The sequence below is a fragment of the Caulobacter sp. FV2ye17ST genome, assembly GCF_058680955.1.
This window is the reverse complement of record NZ_CM178727.1, coordinates 1,003,651-1,018,729: the sequence shown is the minus strand read 5'-3', so window position 1 is coordinate 1,018,729 and position 15,079 is coordinate 1,003,651. Positions and strand designations below refer to the sequence as shown.

The window sequence follows — 15,079 nt, the reverse complement described above, 5'->3', positions numbered from 1 at the left end:
AAAATTCCGTGCAATGGCGGATTGGAAAGCAGCCTTCAGATCATGCGTCGCCGTCCGGGGGCCAGCCGATCTCGGCCCGCAGGCCGCCCAGGGCCGAGCGGTTCATCCGCAGCCCCCCGCCCGACGCCTCGGCCAGATCTCGGACGATCGCCAGGCCCAGTCCGTGCCCGGGCCCGGCCTCATCCAGCCGCCCGCCCCGCGCCAGCGCCGCTTCGGCGCGCCCGTCATCGATGCCGGGGCCGTCGTCCTCGACGCAGAGAACCACGCCCTGCGCCGTCGCCTCACCGCCGATGCGGACCTGACGGCGGCCGAAGCGGGCGGCGTTCTCGATCAGGGCGCCCAGCATCTCAGTGAGCATGTCCTCTGAGGCCGGAACCCGAAGGGCCCCGTCGATCTCGATGTCGAACATCAGCCGCTCGCCGTCGGCGGTGCGTTCGAGGACATCGACCAGACGCTCGACCACGGCCAGCGGCGCGGTCTCTTCCGCAAAGGCGGCCTCGCGGGCGGCGGCGGCGCGGGCGCGAGCCAGCTCGGCTTCGAGCGCCGCGCCAACGGCGGCGATGGCGGTATCGAGGCCGTCAGCGGCCTCGATGGCGCCGGCCGCCCGCGCCCGCCGGCTCTGGGCCGAGAGGGCCGAGAGCGGGGTCTTGAGGCTGTGGGCCAGATCGCCCGCCCGGCGGCGTGCGCGGGCCAGGTCGGCCTCCCGCGCCTCGGCCAGGGCGTTGATCGCGTCGGCCAGGGGCGCGATCTCGCGGGGATGATTATCGGAGAGCCTCGCCGAAGGACTGCGGCGCAGACGAGCCAGATCGTCCTTCACCCGCGCCAGCGGCGCCAGGCCAAGACCCACCTGCACGGCGGCGGCGGCCGAAAGCACGACCCACAGGCCCAGAAGGAACACCGCCAGGTCGCGACCAAACTCCCGACGGGCCAGTCGCAGGGCCTTCTCGTCGCTGGCCACCTGAATCAGCACCGCCGGCCCGTTGCGGTCGGGCCGGATACTGCGCTCCACCAGCAGGATGCGGTCATCGAACGGCCCGGCGGCAATGCGGGTCGACCAGGCGTCGGACTCCGAATGCGCCGGAGGCTTCAGGGTCTGGTCCCAGAGCGATATGGAGCGTTCCGCGCCTTTCGGCGTCGAGACCTGCCAGTAGAGCCCCCCGGCGGCCTTGCGCAGTCGGACGTCGCCGGGAGCCGTCTCGATCAGCGGCGCGCCGTCGACGCCGACGCTGACCTTGGCCGCCAGGGCCTGTCCCATCCGGGTCAGCTCCACGGTCTCGCGGCGCTCGATGTGGCGTTCGAACAGCCAGGTCATGGCCAGCCAGGACACCGCCAGCGCCGCCAGGATGGCCAGCATGCCACCGGCCATCAGCCGCCAGCGGAGCGAGCCGCCTTTCACGCCCCCCTCCTCATGCGGCAGCGCCGGATAGGATGTAGCCGAAGCCCCGACGGGTCTCGATCACGTCGGCCCCGACCTTGCGACGCAGGCGCGTGACCAGGGCCTCGATGGCGTTGGCGTCGCCACTCTCGGCCGCGCCATACAGCTGCTCGGCCAGCTCGCCCGCCGACACCGCGCGGCCAGGCTGGTGCGCCAGGCAGTCGAGCAGCCTGAACTCCAGGGGCGAGAGCCGGACCGGCGCGCCGTCCAGGGTGGCCGACATCCGGCGGGTGTCCAGCGCCAGCCGGCCGATTTCGATCAGCGGCGACACACGGCCTGCGGCCCGTCGCACCAGCCCCCGCGCGCGGGCCAGCAGCTCGCCCATCTCGAAGGGCTTGGCCAGATAGTCGTCGGCGCCGGCCTCGATGCCCTCGACCTTCTCGGTCCAGTCCCCGCGCGCCGACAGGATCAGCACCGGAAAGGCCAGACCCTCGGCCCGCCAGCGACGCAGCACCGACAGGCCGTCCAGGCGCGGCAGACCCAGGTCCAGCACGACGACGGCATAGTCCTCGACGCTGCCCTTGAACGAGGCCTCCTCGCCGTCCTTGGCCAAATCCACGACGAAGCCGCCCGCGCCGAGCGCGCGGGCCAGGTCGGGTCCAACGACCGGATCATCCTCGACGACGAGCGCGCGCAATCAGTCTTCCTCGAGCTTGAGGGTCGCGCCGGTCTTGGCGTCCAGTTCCAGTTCCAGCACCCGGCCGTTCCTGGCCAGGATCTTCAGGTCGTATTTCAGCTTGCCGTTGTCCTCTTCCAGCTCGACCTCGATCACCTCCCCCGGCGCGCGCTGCTCGGCGATGGCCAGGATCTTGGTCAGGGGCAGGACTTCGCCGCGCGCCAGAGCGGCGCGAGCGGCGTCGTGATCATGCTTCTTGTCGCCGGCCTGGGCCGCGCCGGCGAACATCGCCAGAGCAAGCGGCAGGGTCAGAAGTGTGAGGCGGAGCGGTTTGAGGGTCTGGGTCATGGGCCTGAAGATTCCATGGCCATCCTGACACGCCGCTGACGCACCGCAACGCCTCGTCGTCAGGACGCTTGCCCCAAAGGGGATCCGGCCCCACGCGGGACGGCGGGATGGCGGCGGATCGAGACGCGGAGGATGGATTATGCCCTAGGCCGCGATCCGCGCCGCCCCGCCCATGGCCCGCCAGCGCTCGCGCTTGGCCAGCGCCCGTTCCAGGGTGATGCGCTTGACGGGCAGCCCCTTGCGCAGCTTGACCCAGGTGGTCTCGCTGATGCCCAGCACGTCGAACAGGTAGCGGTCAGTGATGGCCGGCAGGCTGGCGCGGAGATCGGCGAACTCCTCGCGGGTGATGGTGATCAGATCAGGCATGGGCGAGGCGTCCTTTGGCGCGCGGGATCGCGATCCGCCCGAGCCAGGCGGATCGTTCGGTGTCGCAGAGCTTAAAGACGAAAAACGTCACAGGGATGCGACGGGACGCAGCTCGTGAAGCAAGGCCGTCTGAATCTGCGGTGTCACGGCCAGCACTGTACCGTTCATTATGTCCAGCCGATTGCCGAGTGTGTCTGTCACGACACCTCCGGCCTCGCGGACGATCACGGCGCCGGCCGCCATGTCCCAGGCGCTGACGCTCTGCTCCCAGTAGGCGTCGAACCGGCCGCAGGCCACATAGGCCATGTCGACGGCTCCGGCCCCCAGCCGGCGAACGCCCGAGACCTGGTGGGTCAGGCGTTGCATCTCGGCGTGAAACTGCTCCTGGCGCGGCTTGCCCATGAACGGGATGCCGACGCCGAGGATGGCCTGGGTGAGGCCTTCGCGTTTCGAAACCCTGATCGGCGCGTCGTTGAGAAAGGCGCCGCCGCCCAGCTCGGCCCGGAACAGCTCGTCCAGCATCGGCACATAGGTCACGCCGGCGACGATCTCGCCGTCGCGCTGCAGGGCGATGTTCACCGCCCAGATCGGCAGGCCGATCAGGAAGTTGGCGGTACCGTCCAGCGGGTCGCAGATCCAGGTGTTGGACGCGTCGGCGCCGACCGTCACCCCGCCCTCCTCGCCCAGGAAGCCATAGTCTGGATAGGCCTCGGCGAGGATCGACTTCACCGTCTGCTCGGCGCGGACGTCGGCGATGGTGAAGGGATCGGCGGGGCCGTTCTTGTGCTTGATCTCAAGCGTCGAGAGTTCGGCGAAGTCGAGCTTCAGGCGGTCTCCGGCGGCGCGGGCCGCGCGGATCATGGTCTGCATCAGTTCGGAAGGCTGGCTCACGCGATCAGTCTCTCAGCTTTGTGCGCCACAGGCTGGTGGCGAGGGTCAGGGACAGGACCGAGGCGCCGATCCAGAACAGGATGGCCGGTCCGAAGTCGTAGTGGCGCACGCCATCGACGACGCGCATGCCCTTGTCGATCAGCGCGCCGCTGACCTGCTCCTGGATGGCGGCGCCGATATAGCTGAACACCCCGATCAGCCCCATGGCCGCGCCGGCGACACGCTTTGGGCAGATGTCGGTGGCGAAGAGGCCGCCCAGCGAGGTGACCAACGCGGTCATGCCAAGCCCAAACAGGATCATCCCGGTGATCAGCACCGGCGCGGTGTTGGGGCCATAGAAGATCAGGCCTAGGCCGATCAACTCAAGCACGCCGAACAGCAGGTTGGCCGGCGGGCGACGGGCGTTGAACAGCTTGTCGGAGATGAAGCCGTAGCCGATCGCCCCGGCGATACCGGCCAGGGTGCTGAGCATCAGCATGCCGCCGGCCTGGGTCAGGGAGAATCCGCGCGCTTCCTGCAGGTACAGCACGCCCCAGCTGTTGATGGCGTAGCGGGTCACGTAGATCAGGGCGCTGGAGAGGGCGAGCGCCCAGACGGCGGGGATCTTCAGGATGGTCAGCTGGGTCTTGAAGACATTGCCGGCCTCGACTGTCTTCTCGACCCTGTCGCCCTGCCAGTGATCCTTGCGCCAGTCTGCGACGGGCGGCAGGCCCATGGTTTGCGGACGGTCCTGGATCCACAGATAACTGCCGGCCACCACCAGCATGCCGATAGCCGCCGGCCCCCAAAAGCCGTAGCGCCAGCCCAGCAGGCCGACCAGACCGCCGACCCCGACGAAGGTCAGGCCCTCGCCGATGGAATGGGCCGTGCTCCAGATACCGTAGTAGCGGCCTCGCTCGCGGTTGGAGAACCACTGGGTCATAGACACCACGCCGGCGGGCGCGCCGAAGCTCTGGAACCAGCCGTTCAGGCCCCACAGCACCGCCGACAGGGCGACCGTGGTCGAAAAGCCCATGCCGATATTGCAGATCGCCGAGATCAGGATGCTGAAGGCGAAGAACCGCTTCATGTTGGCGTGATCAGCCAGGAAGCCATTGGTCAACTTGCCAAAGGCATAGGTGTAGAACAGGGCCGAGCCGATCAAACCCAGCTCGGTGGGCGTGAAGACCCCCGCGTCGATCAGGGGCTTCTTCACCATCCCCAACGCCAGGCGGCAGGTATAGGACAGGCCGTAGCCGATGGTGATGGCCACCATGATCCGGAACCGGTGACGCTTGTAGAGCGTGTCGATGGCGCCCTGGTCGCTCAGAAGCGGCGCGTCAGGGCCGGGCGCGAAGAACTTGAGCATCGTCGGGTCGTCTCCCAGGTCCTCACCGCGCTCGAGGCGTGGCGATCGGCCGTTCTGGAACAGGCTATTTCATTTTGATTCTGATTGGAAGATTTTTTCTATATTGGGAGGAGTTTGGAATGCGTAGCGCGCAGCGCTACGGATTACTTGTCAAATGTAGCGACAGACACTACACTTCAGACATGATCCAAAGCTGGAAGGGCAAATACGCCGAGGCCGTCTTCACCGGTCATGCGCCGAAGGGCTTTCCCAGCGATCTGCTCAAAGCCGCTCGCCGTCGCCTCCAGGCCCTCGACGCAGCCACGACCGTAGAGGACTTGCGAACGCCGCCGGGCAACCGGCTGCATCAACTGACCGCCGACCGAAACGGCCAATGGTCGATCAGCATCAACGACCAGTTCCGCGTGTGCTTCGTATGGGGACCAAGCGGCCCCGAGACTGTGGAGATCGTCGATTATCACTGATGGCGTCGTGCCATCGGTTTCGGGCGTCGGGCCCACCGAGGATGAGATGACTGTTCGAGACTACACCACCTTCACCTCTCCCCTCCCCCACCCGGGGGAGCACCTGCGGGAGGACTATCTGCCGGCGTTCAACCTGTCAGCCGGGGCGCTCGCCAAGGCCATGGGTCTGAAGGACCGCAGCCGGATCGAACAGCTGGTGCGCGAGCAACGCGCCATCACCGCCGACACAGCGCTGCGTCTGGGCAAGGTTTTCGGCACCTCGGCCGAATACTGGATGAACCTGCAGGCCCAGCACGACCTGTCGCGCGACGCCATCGCGGCGCGCGAGGCCTTGGCCGCGATCAAACCGCTGGCCGCCGCATAAAAGAAGAGCCCCGGACGTCGTCGTCCGAGGCTCGAGTTGGCGCACGCAGGAGGCGCTGTGGTTCGGGGGAGGCCCGAAGGGATTACCGCATGGTCGGGATGACGAAGCTCTGGTCCAGCACCGCGCCGCCCTTGGGCCAGCGCTGGGTGACGGTCTTGGTGCGGGTGTAGAACCGCACGCCATCCATGCCGTACTGGTTCAGGTCGCCGAAGCCCGAGCGCTTCCAGCCGCCGAAGCTGTGATAGGCCACGGGCACCGGGATCGGCACGTTGATGCCGACCATCCCGACCTCGACCTGGTCGGCGAACTCGCGGGCGGCGTCGCCGTTGCGGGTGAAGATCGCCACGCCGTTGCCGTACTGGTGGCGGGAGGCAAGAGCGATGCCCTCCTCCAGGCTTTCGGCGCGGACCATCTGCAGCACGGGGCCGAAGATCTCGTCCCTGTAGGACTGCATGGTCGGCTTGACGTGATCGAACAGGGTCGGGCCGACGAAGAAGCCCTCTTCATGGCCTTGCAGCGTGAAGCCGCGACCGTCGACGACCAGCTCGGAGCCCTCGTCGACACCCATCTGGATGTAGCTTTCGATGCGGGCCTTATGGGCGGCGCTGACCACGGGGCCGTAGTGGGCGTCCTTGTCGGTGCTGACGCCGACGCGCAGGCCCCCGATCGCGGCGACCAGCTTTTCGCGGAGGGCCAGCGCGGTCTTGTCGCCGACCGGCACGATCACCGGCAGGGCCATGCAGCGCTCGCCGGCCGAGCCATAGGCCGCGCCGATGATGTCGGCTGTGGCCTGGTCGAGGTCGGCGTCGGGCAGGACGATCCCGTGGTTCTTGGCCCCGCCCATGGCCTGAACGCGCTTGCCGTTGGCGCCGGCCCGCTGGAACACCGACTGGGCGATGTCGGAGCTGCCGACGAAGCTGACGGCCTTGATGGTGGGGTGGTCGAGAATGGCCTCAACGCAGTCCTTGTCGCCGTGAACGACGTTGAGAATGCCGGCCGGCAGACCGGCTTCCATCATCAACTCGGCCAGGCGCACCGGCACGGACGGATCGCGCTCGGACGGCTTGAGGATGAAGGCGTTGCCGCAGGCGATGGCCGGACCCATCATCCACATCGGTATCATGGCCGGGAAGTTGAACGGGGTGATGCCCGCCACGACGCCCAGCGCCTGGCGCATCGAATAGACGTCGATGCCGGGGCCGGCGCCGGTGGTGTATTCGCCCTTCAGCAGATGCGGGATGCCACAGGCGAACTCGATGACTTCGAGGCCGCGCATGATGTCGCCCTTGCTGTCAGCGATGACCTTGCCGTGCTCGGCCGACAGCATTTCCGCCAGCTCGTCCATGTTGGCGTTGAGCAGCCGCACGAAGTCGAACATCACCCGCGCGCGGCGCTGGGGATTAGTCGCGGCCCAGGCCGGCTGCGCGGCCGCCGCGTTGGCGATGGCGGCGTCCAGCTCGTCCTTCGACGCCAGCGCCACCTTGGCCTGCACCTTGCCGGTGTTGGGATCGAAGACGTCGCCGAAACGGCCGGACGTACCCTCGACGGCGACGCCGCCGATGAAGTGGGGGATCGTGCGCATGACGCGCTCCTTCTCGGTGATGGGCGGATCAGGCCTTGCGGGCGATCCAGTCGTGGGCCGGGTCGTTGCGAAAGATCCACTGGCGGTGCGGACCAGCCATGACGTTGAGGTAGTAGAGGTCGTAGCCATGCGGGGCCCCGACCGGGTGGTAGCCGCGCGGCACCATCACCACGTCGCCGTCCTGCACGCAGACCGTCTCGTCGAGACTGCGGTCGTCAGTGTAGACGCGCTGGAAGGCAAAGCCCTGCGGCGGGTTCAGGCGGTGATAATAGGTCTCCTCCAGCGCGGTTTCCTCGCCTTCGGTCGCCGTATCGTGCTTGTGCGGCGGATAGCTGGACCAGTGGCCGCCGGGGGTGATGACCTCGACCACCAGCAGGCCGTCGGCCGGGGCGGTCTCGGGCAGGATGTTGCGCACGTGGCGGACATTGCTCCCCTTGCCCCGCACTTCGCGCGGCATGTCGGACGCCGCGATCAGCCGGGCCGCGCCGCCGGACTTGCCGGGGGCGGTACAGAGAGCCAGCTCGACATCGGTCACGGCCGTCACCGCGAACGGCGTCGCGGCGGGGACGTAGACGGCGCCGGGCGCGGCGTCCTCGAACACGCTGGCGCGGCCGCCGATCTGGCCGAACGACACGCTCCCGCCGGTAACCTCGGCCGCGCCGCTCATGATCACGATGCAGGTCTCGCGCGCGGGCTCGGAGCCGTCATGGGTCTGCCCGGCCGCCAGCTTGACGACCTGGAAGCCGACATGGCTCCAGCCGGCGGACTGGGGGGTGACTTCGAGGACGGAGCCGAGAGCGTCGGGCGCGTGCGGGCGGACGAGAAGGTTGGTCATCGCTAGGCCGCCTTCAGCCCAGCCGCCGCCGCTTCGCGTTTCAGGGTCGCCAGGCCGATCTCGCCATACTCGCGCGGGTTGGCGACCGCCGGATCCTGCTCGGCCTCGACGATGATCCAGCCCGAGTAATCGATCTCGGCCAGGGCCTGCATCACGGCCGCATAGTCCAGATAGCCGTCGCCGGGCACGGTGAACATGCCGGCCAGGACGCCGTCCAGGAAGCTGCCGCCCTGGCGCGAAATCACCTTGCGGAACACCTCGCTGCGGATGTCCTTGCAGTGCACGTGGGCGACGCGGTGCGGATAGCTTCGGATCATCTGCACCGGATCCAGCCCGCCCAGCGCCGCGTGGCCGGTGTCGACCGTCAGGCCCACGGACGGACCGGTATTGGCCAGGAAGGCTTCCAGGTCTTCGGGGCGTTCAACGACAGTACCCAGGTGATGGTGGTAGGCGAATTTGAGACCCTGGCTCTGGATGTAGTCGGCCACCTTGGTCAGGCGCGCGCCGAACTCCTTCCAGCCCGCCGCGTCGAGGCGCGGGGTGGCCGACAGGGCCGTGCCACGCTCGCCATGGATGGCGTTGCTGGTCTCGGCGTGGACAAAGACCGTCGAGCCCATGGCCTTGAGCAGGGCCAGGTGCTTCTGCAGCGCCGCGATCTCGTCGTCGGCCGACTGGACCAGCAGATTGCCGCTGTACCAACCGCCCACCAGGGCCAGGCCATAGCTGTCGAGCAGGGGTTTCAGCACCGCCGGATCGCGGGGGAAAACCCCGCCCAGTTCGACGCCGGCGAAGCCGATGGCCTGGCAGTCAGACAGCACCGTCTCCAGCGGGGTGTCGCCGCCCAGTTCGGGCATGTCGTCATTGATCCAGGCGATGGGGCTCACACCGAAACGGATGGTCATGGCGTCAGTCTCCCGTACGCTGTTGCTTGATCTTGTCTTCGTAGTCAGCGCGGGCCGCATTGACGGCCGGACGCACCGAGACTTCCGGCACCGCCACGTCCCACCAGGCGCCGCCTTGGGTGGTCGGCATCGGGTCGGTGTCGATGACGACGACATAGGTCCGGTCGCTGGCCTTGGCGCGTTGCAGCGCGGCCTCGAGTTCGGCCAGGTTCGCCACCTTCTCAGACCGCGCGCCCAGGCTCCTGGCATGGGCGGCGAAGTCGATGTCGGGCAGGGTCTGGTGAAGCGTATCGGCCAGCAGGTTGTTGAACGGCGCGCCGCCGGTCGCGGCCTGCAGCCGGTTGATGCAGGCGTAGCCGCGGTTATCCAGGACGGTGACGATCAGCTTGGTCCCGAGCATCACCGAGGTGGCGAGCTCGGAATTCATCATCAGATAGCTGCCGTCGCCGACCATGACGTGGGTCTCGCGATCGGGGGCGGCCATCTTGACGCCCACGGCGCCGGCGATCTCGTAGCCCATGCACGAGAAGCCGTATTCGACGTGGTAGCCACCCGCGACCCTGGTCCGCCAAAGCTTGTGCAGCTCGCCCGGCAGGCCGCCGGCGGCGCAGACCACGACCGCGTCGTCCGAGGCCGCGCGCCACACCGCGCCCAGCACCTGGGCGTCGGTCGGCAGGGGGCGAGCATCGGCCTTGGTGGCCTCGTCGAAGATGGCGTTCCAGCCGGCGATGCGGCCGGCGGTTTCGTCGGCCCAGGCGGTAGGAGCCTTCCAACCGTCGAGGCGCTCGGCGAGCGCCGCGATCACCGCGCCGGCGTCGCCGACCACGCTGGTCGCGCCGTGCTTGTGAGCGTCGTGCGGGGCCACATTGACCTGGACCAGCTTGCGGCCTTCGGCCCCGAACAGGGCCCGCGAGCCAGTAGTGAAATCCTGCAGGCGCGTGCCGATCCCGATGATAAGGTCGGCGGCCTCGGCGGCGGCATTGGCGGGCGAGGAGCCCGTCACGCCGACGCTGCCCAGGTTGCGCGGATGATCCCAGACCACAGCGCCCTTGCCGCCTTGGGTCTCGGCGACGGGAATGCCGGTGTCATAGGCCAATGCCGCCAAGGCTGTCTCGGCCCGGCTGTAGAGCACCCCGCCCCCGGCCACGATCAGCGGCCGCTGGACGGCCTTGATCATCGCGATCAGGTCGTTCAGCTCGCGCGGATCAGGTTGCGGCCGGCGAATGCGCCAGACACGCCTGTCGAAGAAGGCTTGCGGATAGTCGAAGGCTTCGGCCTGGACGTCCTGACAGAAGGCCAGGGTCGCCGGACCGCAAGTGGCCGGGTCCAGCATGGTCGCCAGGGCGCGCGGCAGGCAGTCCAGGAGCTGCTCGGGTCGGACGATGCGGTCGAAATAGCGCGACACCGGCTTGAAGCAGTCATTGGCGCTGATCGTGCCGTCGCCGAAGTCCTCGACCTGCTGCAGAACGGGATCAGGCCGGCGGCTGGCATAGACGTCGCCGGGCAGGAACAGCACCGGCAGGCGGTTCACATGGGCCAGGGCGGCGGCGGTGACCATGTTGGTCGCGCCGGGGCCGATCGAGCTGGTGCAGACCATGGCCCGCTCGCGCCGCGACTGCTTGGCGAAGGCGATGGCGGCGTGGGCCATGCCCTGCTCGTTGTGAGCGCGGTAGGTCGGCAGCACGTCGCGAACGCCGTGCAGGGCCTCGCCCAGACCGGCGACATTGCCGTGGCCGAAGATCGCCCAGACGCCGGCGAAGTATGGAACCTCGCCCGAGGCGGTCTCGACATACTGTTGCGAGAGCCAGCGGACAGTCGCCTGGGCGGCGGTGAGACGGTTGGTAGCCATTACGCGGCCTTCTCGACGGAACCCCGCAGGCGACGCCAGGCGTCGACCAGCACCTTGAACTTGCCGGCCAGGGCGGCGACAGCGGCGGCATCGTCCATCCGGTTGCTCAGCCACTCGCGAGCCACGTCGTAGAAGATGGTCCGGCCGACGGCGAAGCCCTTGATGATCGGGAACGGCGCAGCGACCTCGAACGAGGCCAAAAGCTCGGCTTCCGGCGCCGACAGGCCCAGCAACACCACGCCGCGACACAAGGGGTCGTTCTCGTTGACGGCGGCCGAGATCTCGCGCCAGGCGGCGGGGTCGGAAACCGGCTCCAGCTTCCACCAGTCGGGGCGGATGCCCAGCGAATAGAGCCGGCGAATGGCGCGCGCGACGGTGTGGATGTCGCTGTCCATGTCGCGCGGCAGGATGACCTCGACCAGCAGCTCATGGCGGGTCTTGCGGCAGGCGTCGAACAGGCGAAGCAGCTGGCGCTCCTGCTGCTCGCGCAGGCCCCGCTCATCGTCGGGATGGTAAAAGACCAGGCATTTGACGACGTGGTTCAGCGGCCACTCGGCCAGCTCTGTCGCCACGTCGGCCGAGCTCTCGAACGCCAGCGGCCGCGACTTGGGCAGCTCGATCGGGCGGCCGATCCAGTAGTCGTGCTCGGCGGCTTCCGCGAGCGCCTCGAAGCCGAAGCGGCCGTCCAGCAGCACGCCGAACCGGTCGCTGCCCCCACCTGTAGCAGAGGCCACGACCTCGACGGCCTTCAGCGCCAGGGTCTTGAAGTGGGGGATGCGCGTGGGGTCGGCGCCGGTCTCGGCGATCAGGTCCTCGAACTGGCTGCGGTGATCCATGGCCAGTACGGTCAGCTCGTCATAGACGCGCTCGCGGGTGGTGGCCCAGTGGGTGTGCTCCAGGTCCCTGTCCTCGCGCAGGCGGAACGGCCGCTCACGCTCGCCCAGGAACTGCTCCAGCTCGATCCAGGTCGGCATGGCCGGGGCGCAGCCGTGGCGCGAGACAACGATCGCCCCGCAGGCATTGCCCCATTCACAGCAGGTCTCGACGCTCTCGTGACGCAGCCAGCCGCGCAGAAAGCCGGCCATGAAGGCGTCCCCCGCCCCCAGCACGTTGAACACTTCGACCTTGAAGCCGCGGGCGCTGACGCCGTCATCCAGGTGATCGGGAATGGCGCCCGGGAAGGCCACGCAGCCCTCGGGGCCGCGCTTGCAGACCAGCAGGGCGTCGCTGCCTTTTCGGATCTCGCGCAGGGCGGCGATGGTGTCGGTCGAGCCGCCCAGGATGTGGATCTCTTCTTCCGTCCCGACGATCAGGTCGCAGAGGGTCAGCACCTCCTGCAGCTTGCGGGTGACGTCCTGGTTCTCGACGAAGCGGTTCTCGCCGGCGTCCTTGCCGGTCAGGCCCCACAGCACGGGGCGATAATCGATATCAAAGGCCACCCGGCCGCCGGCCGCCTTGACCACGCGCGCCGCCTTCAGGCTGGCGGCGTAGACATTGGGTTGCGACAGGTGGGTGCCGTTGATCAGCACGGCGCCGGCCCTGGCGAACCACGCCGGATCGACGTCGCCCTCCTCCAGCGCCATGTCGGCGCAGTTCTCGCGATAGAAGATCAGCGGGAAATTGACCCGGTCGCGGATGCCCAGAATAACCAGGGCCGTCAGGCGCTCGGGGTCCGACAGCACGCCGGCCACGTCGACGCCTTCGCGCTCCAGCTGCTCACGGATGAAACGGCCCATGTGATCGGCGCCCACCCGCGTCAGCAGGCCGGTCTTTAGGCCCAGACGCGCGCCGCCCGAGGCGGTGTTGGTCGGACTGCCGCCCAGATACTTGGCGAAGGACGCCATGTCCTCCAGCCGACCGCCGAGCTGCTGCCCGTACAGGTCGACGCTGGAACGGCCCACGGCGATCAGATCCAGAGATTTCGTGTCCTGAGCCATGCCGCTTCCACGTCACTGAGCCGATCTGCGCCGGCGATATGTAACGCATATTCCAACATTGGAACGGATGCAATATCCATTTCATTTTGTCGGAAAAATGGAACGGGCCGTTCACGCGCCCTTTTTGGCCCGTCCCTTTTGCCTTGAGCTTTCGAACGCAAAACCGATCACCAGGGCCTGGGCCAGGCAGATCGATGCGGCCAGCGAGCGGAAGGTCCGCACCTCTGATTCCCGCACATGCAGGACGATGGTGGCCGGCTTGGCGATGGGGCTGACGGGGCTGTCGCTGATCGACAGGATCGACGCGCCGCGCGCGGCCGCCATCTCGACCGCCTGGATCGTTTCCTCGGCATAGGGGTGATAGCTGACCGCGATCAGCACATCCTTGGGACCAATCGTCTGGACCTGCTGCTTGGTCAGACCCGCCACGCCGTCGATGAACAGGGTCCGCTTGTTCACCTGTTGCAGCGAGTAGGCCAGGTACGAGGCGACCGGGAACGAGCGCCGGAAGCCGACCACATAGACCGTCTCGGCCTTGTCGATCAGCTTCACGGCCCTGGCCATGTCGTCTTCGCTGACGGTCTGGGCCAGGTTCTGAAGGGCGATGGTGTTGCCTTCGACGAACTCGGCCAGCACGTCGGCGCCGCCGTCGGGCTTCCTGGCGACAGCTTCATTGAAATGCCGCACCCGCTCGCCATACCCCAGGGCCGCGTGGCCCGAGAGCAGGCCGTCGCGGAACAGGCGCTGCATCTGGCTGGCGCCGGGATAGCCGAAGGTCTTGGCGAAGCGGACGATGGCCGAGGGCTGCACGCCGCACCGCTCGGAAATCACCGCCAGGGTCTCCAGCGCCATCTCGTTGGGCTCGTCCAGCACATAGCGGGCGATCTGCTGCAGCCGCTTGCTGAGCAGATCATAGCGCTCGAGGATCGCGGCGCGCAGTTCCTCGACCGAAGTGGGGGCCGTCGTCATCGCTTCGCTCATTCGGTCCTCGATATGATCGCTTCGAGTTTAGAATATCCGTTCCGCGCCCGAACACAAACGCACGAGCCTTGTCCATTTGTTCCACTTTTCATCTGGAAGGAATTTTTGTTCCATATTAGACAGGGATGGAACACGGCCGTTCGCATGCGCCGTCGGGAGCGGGACGATGACCAAGGTGGCGCAGCTGGGCGCGGGACGAATGGGGGCGGTCCATGCCCGCAACGCCGCCGCCAATCCGAGGCTGAGCCTCGTCGCCCTGATTGATCCCCGCCCCGACGTCGCCGGCCCGCTGGCGAGCGAACTTGGCGCGAGACAGGCCAGCTTTGACGAGGTGCTGGCCGATCCCGAGATCGAAGGGATCATCGTGGCCAGCTCGACCGACGCACACCTGGATAACGCGCTTTCCGCCCTCCGGGCCGGCAAGGCGGTCTTCTGCGAGAAGCCGCTGGATCTGGACCTTGCCCGCCTGCTGGCCAATTCCGGGGCGCTGGAAAAAGCCGAGGGCAAGCTGTTCGTGGCTTTCAACCGCCGCTTCGACCCGCACTATCGGGCCCTGAAGGCCCGGATCGAAAGCGGCGCCATCGGCGTGCTGGAGAGCCTGCACATCGTCAACCACGACCCGGCCACGCCGCCGCCGGCCTTCATCCCGACCAGCGGCGGCCTGTTCAAGGACTTCACCATCCACGACTTCGACCTGGCCCCGTGGCTGATGGGCGAAGCGCCGGTGGAGGTGTTCGCCTGGGCCAGCTGCCTGATCGATCCCGAGATCGGCCGCCTGGGCGATGTCGACACCGCCAAGGTGATCCTGAAGACCGCCACCGGCCGCCTGTGCATGATCAGCAACAGCCGCCGCACCGGCTATGGCTATGACCAGCGCATCGAGGCCTTCGGCTCCAGGGGCGCGGCGCGGGTCGACAATGTCACCAACAGCGCCGTGTCGATATGGGGCGAGGCTGGGGCGCAGGCCGACCGGTTCCCCTTCGCCTTCATCGACCGCTATGCCGGGGCTTACGCCGCCGAGATGGACCACTTCGCCGACATCCTGGAAGGCAAGGCCCGGCCGGAAACTGGCTTCGCCGCCAGCGTCGCCTCCCTCGCCCTGGCCGAAGCCGCCGCCCGCTCGGCGGCGACCGGCGCGCCCGTCACACTCTGAGTCCCGAG

The 15,079-nt window shown here is 67.9% G+C and carries 15 protein-coding genes; 3 read left to right on the top strand and 12 right to left on the bottom strand.

The annotated features are described in order from the left end of the window. Positions 1–40 precede the first annotated feature (40 nt). From ACW17V_RS04895 to ACW17V_RS04870, 6 genes are all read right to left on the bottom strand, one after another. Positions 41–1,396, bottom strand: a complete 1,356-nt coding sequence (locus ACW17V_RS04895) for an ATP-binding protein (protein ID WP_492107754.1) — start codon at positions 1,394–1,396, stop codon at positions 41–43. A gap of 10 nt (positions 1,397–1,406) precedes the next feature. Then, positions 1,407–2,072, bottom strand: coding sequence for a response regulator transcription factor (locus ACW17V_RS04890; RefSeq protein WP_492107753.1), 666 nt, complete (start codon positions 2,070–2,072; stop codon positions 1,407–1,409). Further along, entirely contained in the window at positions 2,073–2,399 is a 327-nt protein-coding gene (locus ACW17V_RS04885; protein ID WP_492107752.1) for a PepSY domain-containing protein, read from the bottom strand. It abuts the gene before it with no gap. A 144-nt stretch (positions 2,400–2,543) separates the two neighbouring features. Further along, on the bottom strand, positions 2,544–2,765 hold the full coding sequence (locus ACW17V_RS04880; RefSeq protein WP_492107751.1) for a hypothetical protein: 222 nt from the start codon (positions 2,763–2,765) through the stop codon (positions 2,544–2,546). Positions 2,766–2,852: 87 nt separating this feature from the next. Next, positions 2,853–3,656, bottom strand: coding sequence for an inositol monophosphatase family protein (locus ACW17V_RS04875; RefSeq protein WP_492107750.1), 804 nt, complete (start codon positions 3,654–3,656; stop codon positions 2,853–2,855). 4 nt (positions 3,657–3,660) lie between these two features. Continuing rightward, the gene (locus ACW17V_RS04870) at positions 3,661–5,004 is read right to left on the bottom strand and encodes an MFS transporter (RefSeq protein WP_492107749.1); all 1,344 of its coding nucleotides are present in this window, start codon (positions 5,002–5,004) and stop codon (positions 3,661–3,663) included. 119 nt (positions 5,005–5,123) lie between these two features. Here ACW17V_RS04870 and ACW17V_RS04865 point away from each other — a divergent pair, with 119 nt between their 5' ends. Together ACW17V_RS04865 and ACW17V_RS04860 are read left to right on the top strand one after the other, a co-directional pair. Beyond that, a complete protein-coding gene (locus ACW17V_RS04865; RefSeq protein WP_492107748.1) occupies positions 5,124–5,468 on the top strand; it encodes a type II toxin-antitoxin system RelE/ParE family toxin in 345 nt (114 codons plus the stop codon). Between the two features lie 46 nt (positions 5,469–5,514). Continuing rightward, a complete protein-coding gene (locus ACW17V_RS04860; protein WP_492107747.1) occupies positions 5,515–5,832 on the top strand; it encodes a HigA family addiction module antitoxin in 318 nt (105 codons plus the stop codon). An 82-nt stretch (positions 5,833–5,914) separates the two neighbouring features. On the opposite strand, the gene ACW17V_RS04855 is transcribed toward ACW17V_RS04860, so the two are convergent. The 6 genes from ACW17V_RS04855 to ACW17V_RS04830 form a co-directional block, all read right to left on the bottom strand. Continuing rightward, complete coding sequence (locus ACW17V_RS04855; RefSeq protein WP_492107746.1) at positions 5,915–7,414, bottom strand: CoA-acylating methylmalonate-semialdehyde dehydrogenase; 1,500 nt, start codon at positions 7,412–7,414, stop codon at positions 5,915–5,917. A gap of 28 nt (positions 7,415–7,442) precedes the next feature. Next, positions 7,443–8,249 (bottom strand): 5-deoxy-glucuronate isomerase, encoded by an 807-nt coding sequence (iolB, locus tag ACW17V_RS04850; protein ID WP_492107745.1) that lies wholly within the window; start codon positions 8,247–8,249, stop codon positions 7,443–7,445. Positions 8,250–8,251: 2 nt separating this feature from the next. Then, positions 8,252–9,151, bottom strand: a complete 900-nt coding sequence (iolE, locus tag ACW17V_RS04845; protein WP_492107744.1) for a myo-inosose-2 dehydratase — start codon at positions 9,149–9,151, stop codon at positions 8,252–8,254. 4 nt (positions 9,152–9,155) lie between these two features. Further along, the gene (iolD, locus tag ACW17V_RS04840; RefSeq protein ID WP_492107743.1) at positions 9,156–11,000 is read right to left on the bottom strand and encodes a 3D-(3,5/4)-trihydroxycyclohexane-1,2-dione acylhydrolase (decyclizing); all 1,845 of its coding nucleotides are present in this window, start codon (positions 10,998–11,000) and stop codon (positions 9,156–9,158) included. Further along, entirely contained in the window at positions 11,000–12,937 is a 1,938-nt protein-coding gene (locus tag ACW17V_RS04835) for a bifunctional 5-dehydro-2-deoxygluconokinase/5-dehydro-2-deoxyphosphogluconate aldolase (RefSeq protein WP_492107742.1), read from the bottom strand. Before ACW17V_RS04835 ends, iolD begins: the two co-directional genes overlap by 1 nt. 111 nt (positions 12,938–13,048) lie before the next feature. Then, positions 13,049–13,918, bottom strand: coding sequence for a MurR/RpiR family transcriptional regulator (locus ACW17V_RS04830; RefSeq protein ID WP_492107741.1), 870 nt, complete (start codon positions 13,916–13,918; stop codon positions 13,049–13,051). Between the two features lie 166 nt (positions 13,919–14,084). Between ACW17V_RS04830 and iolG the strand changes: the two genes are divergently transcribed. Beyond that, entirely contained in the window at positions 14,085–15,071 is a 987-nt protein-coding gene (iolG, locus tag ACW17V_RS04825) for an inositol 2-dehydrogenase (RefSeq protein ID WP_492107740.1), read from the top strand. The last annotated feature ends 8 nt before the right edge of the window (positions 15,072–15,079 follow it).

Excerpts from the sequence above, each read along its gene's own strand:
- ACW17V_RS04885 (WP_492107752.1), bottom strand. The coding sequence starts at position 2,399 with ATGACCCAGACCCTCAAACCGCTCCGCCTCACACTTCTGACCCTGCCG.
- ACW17V_RS04880 (WP_492107751.1), bottom strand. The coding sequence starts at position 2,765 with ATGCCTGATCTGATCACCATCACCCGCGAGGAGTTCGCCGATCTCCGC.
- ACW17V_RS04870 (WP_492107749.1), bottom strand. The coding sequence starts at position 5,004 with ATGCTCAAGTTCTTCGCGCCCGGCCCTGACGCGCCGCTTCTGAGCGAC.
- ACW17V_RS04865 (WP_492107748.1), top strand. The coding sequence starts at position 5,124 with ATGCGTAGCGCGCAGCGCTACGGATTACTTGTCAAATGTAGCGACAGA.
- ACW17V_RS04860 (WP_492107747.1), top strand. The coding sequence starts at position 5,515 with ATGACTGTTCGAGACTACACCACCTTCACCTCTCCCCTCCCCCACCCG.
- ACW17V_RS04855 (WP_492107746.1), bottom strand. The coding sequence starts at position 7,414 with ATGCGCACGATCCCCCACTTCATCGGCGGCGTCGCCGTCGAGGGTACG.
- iolB (WP_492107745.1), bottom strand. The coding sequence starts at position 8,249 with ATGACCAACCTTCTCGTCCGCCCGCACGCGCCCGACGCTCTCGGCTCC.
- iolE (WP_492107744.1), bottom strand. The coding sequence starts at position 9,151 with ATGACCATCCGTTTCGGTGTGAGCCCCATCGCCTGGATCAATGACGAC.
- iolD (WP_492107743.1), bottom strand. The coding sequence starts at position 11,000 with ATGGCTACCAACCGTCTCACCGCCGCCCAGGCGACTGTCCGCTGGCTC.
- ACW17V_RS04835 (WP_492107742.1), bottom strand. The coding sequence starts at position 12,937 with ATGGCTCAGGACACGAAATCTCTGGATCTGATCGCCGTGGGCCGTTCC.
- ACW17V_RS04830 (WP_492107741.1), bottom strand. The coding sequence starts at position 13,918 with ATGAGCGAAGCGATGACGACGGCCCCCACTTCGGTCGAGGAACTGCGC.
- iolG (WP_492107740.1), top strand. The coding sequence starts at position 14,085 with ATGACCAAGGTGGCGCAGCTGGGCGCGGGACGAATGGGGGCGGTCCAT.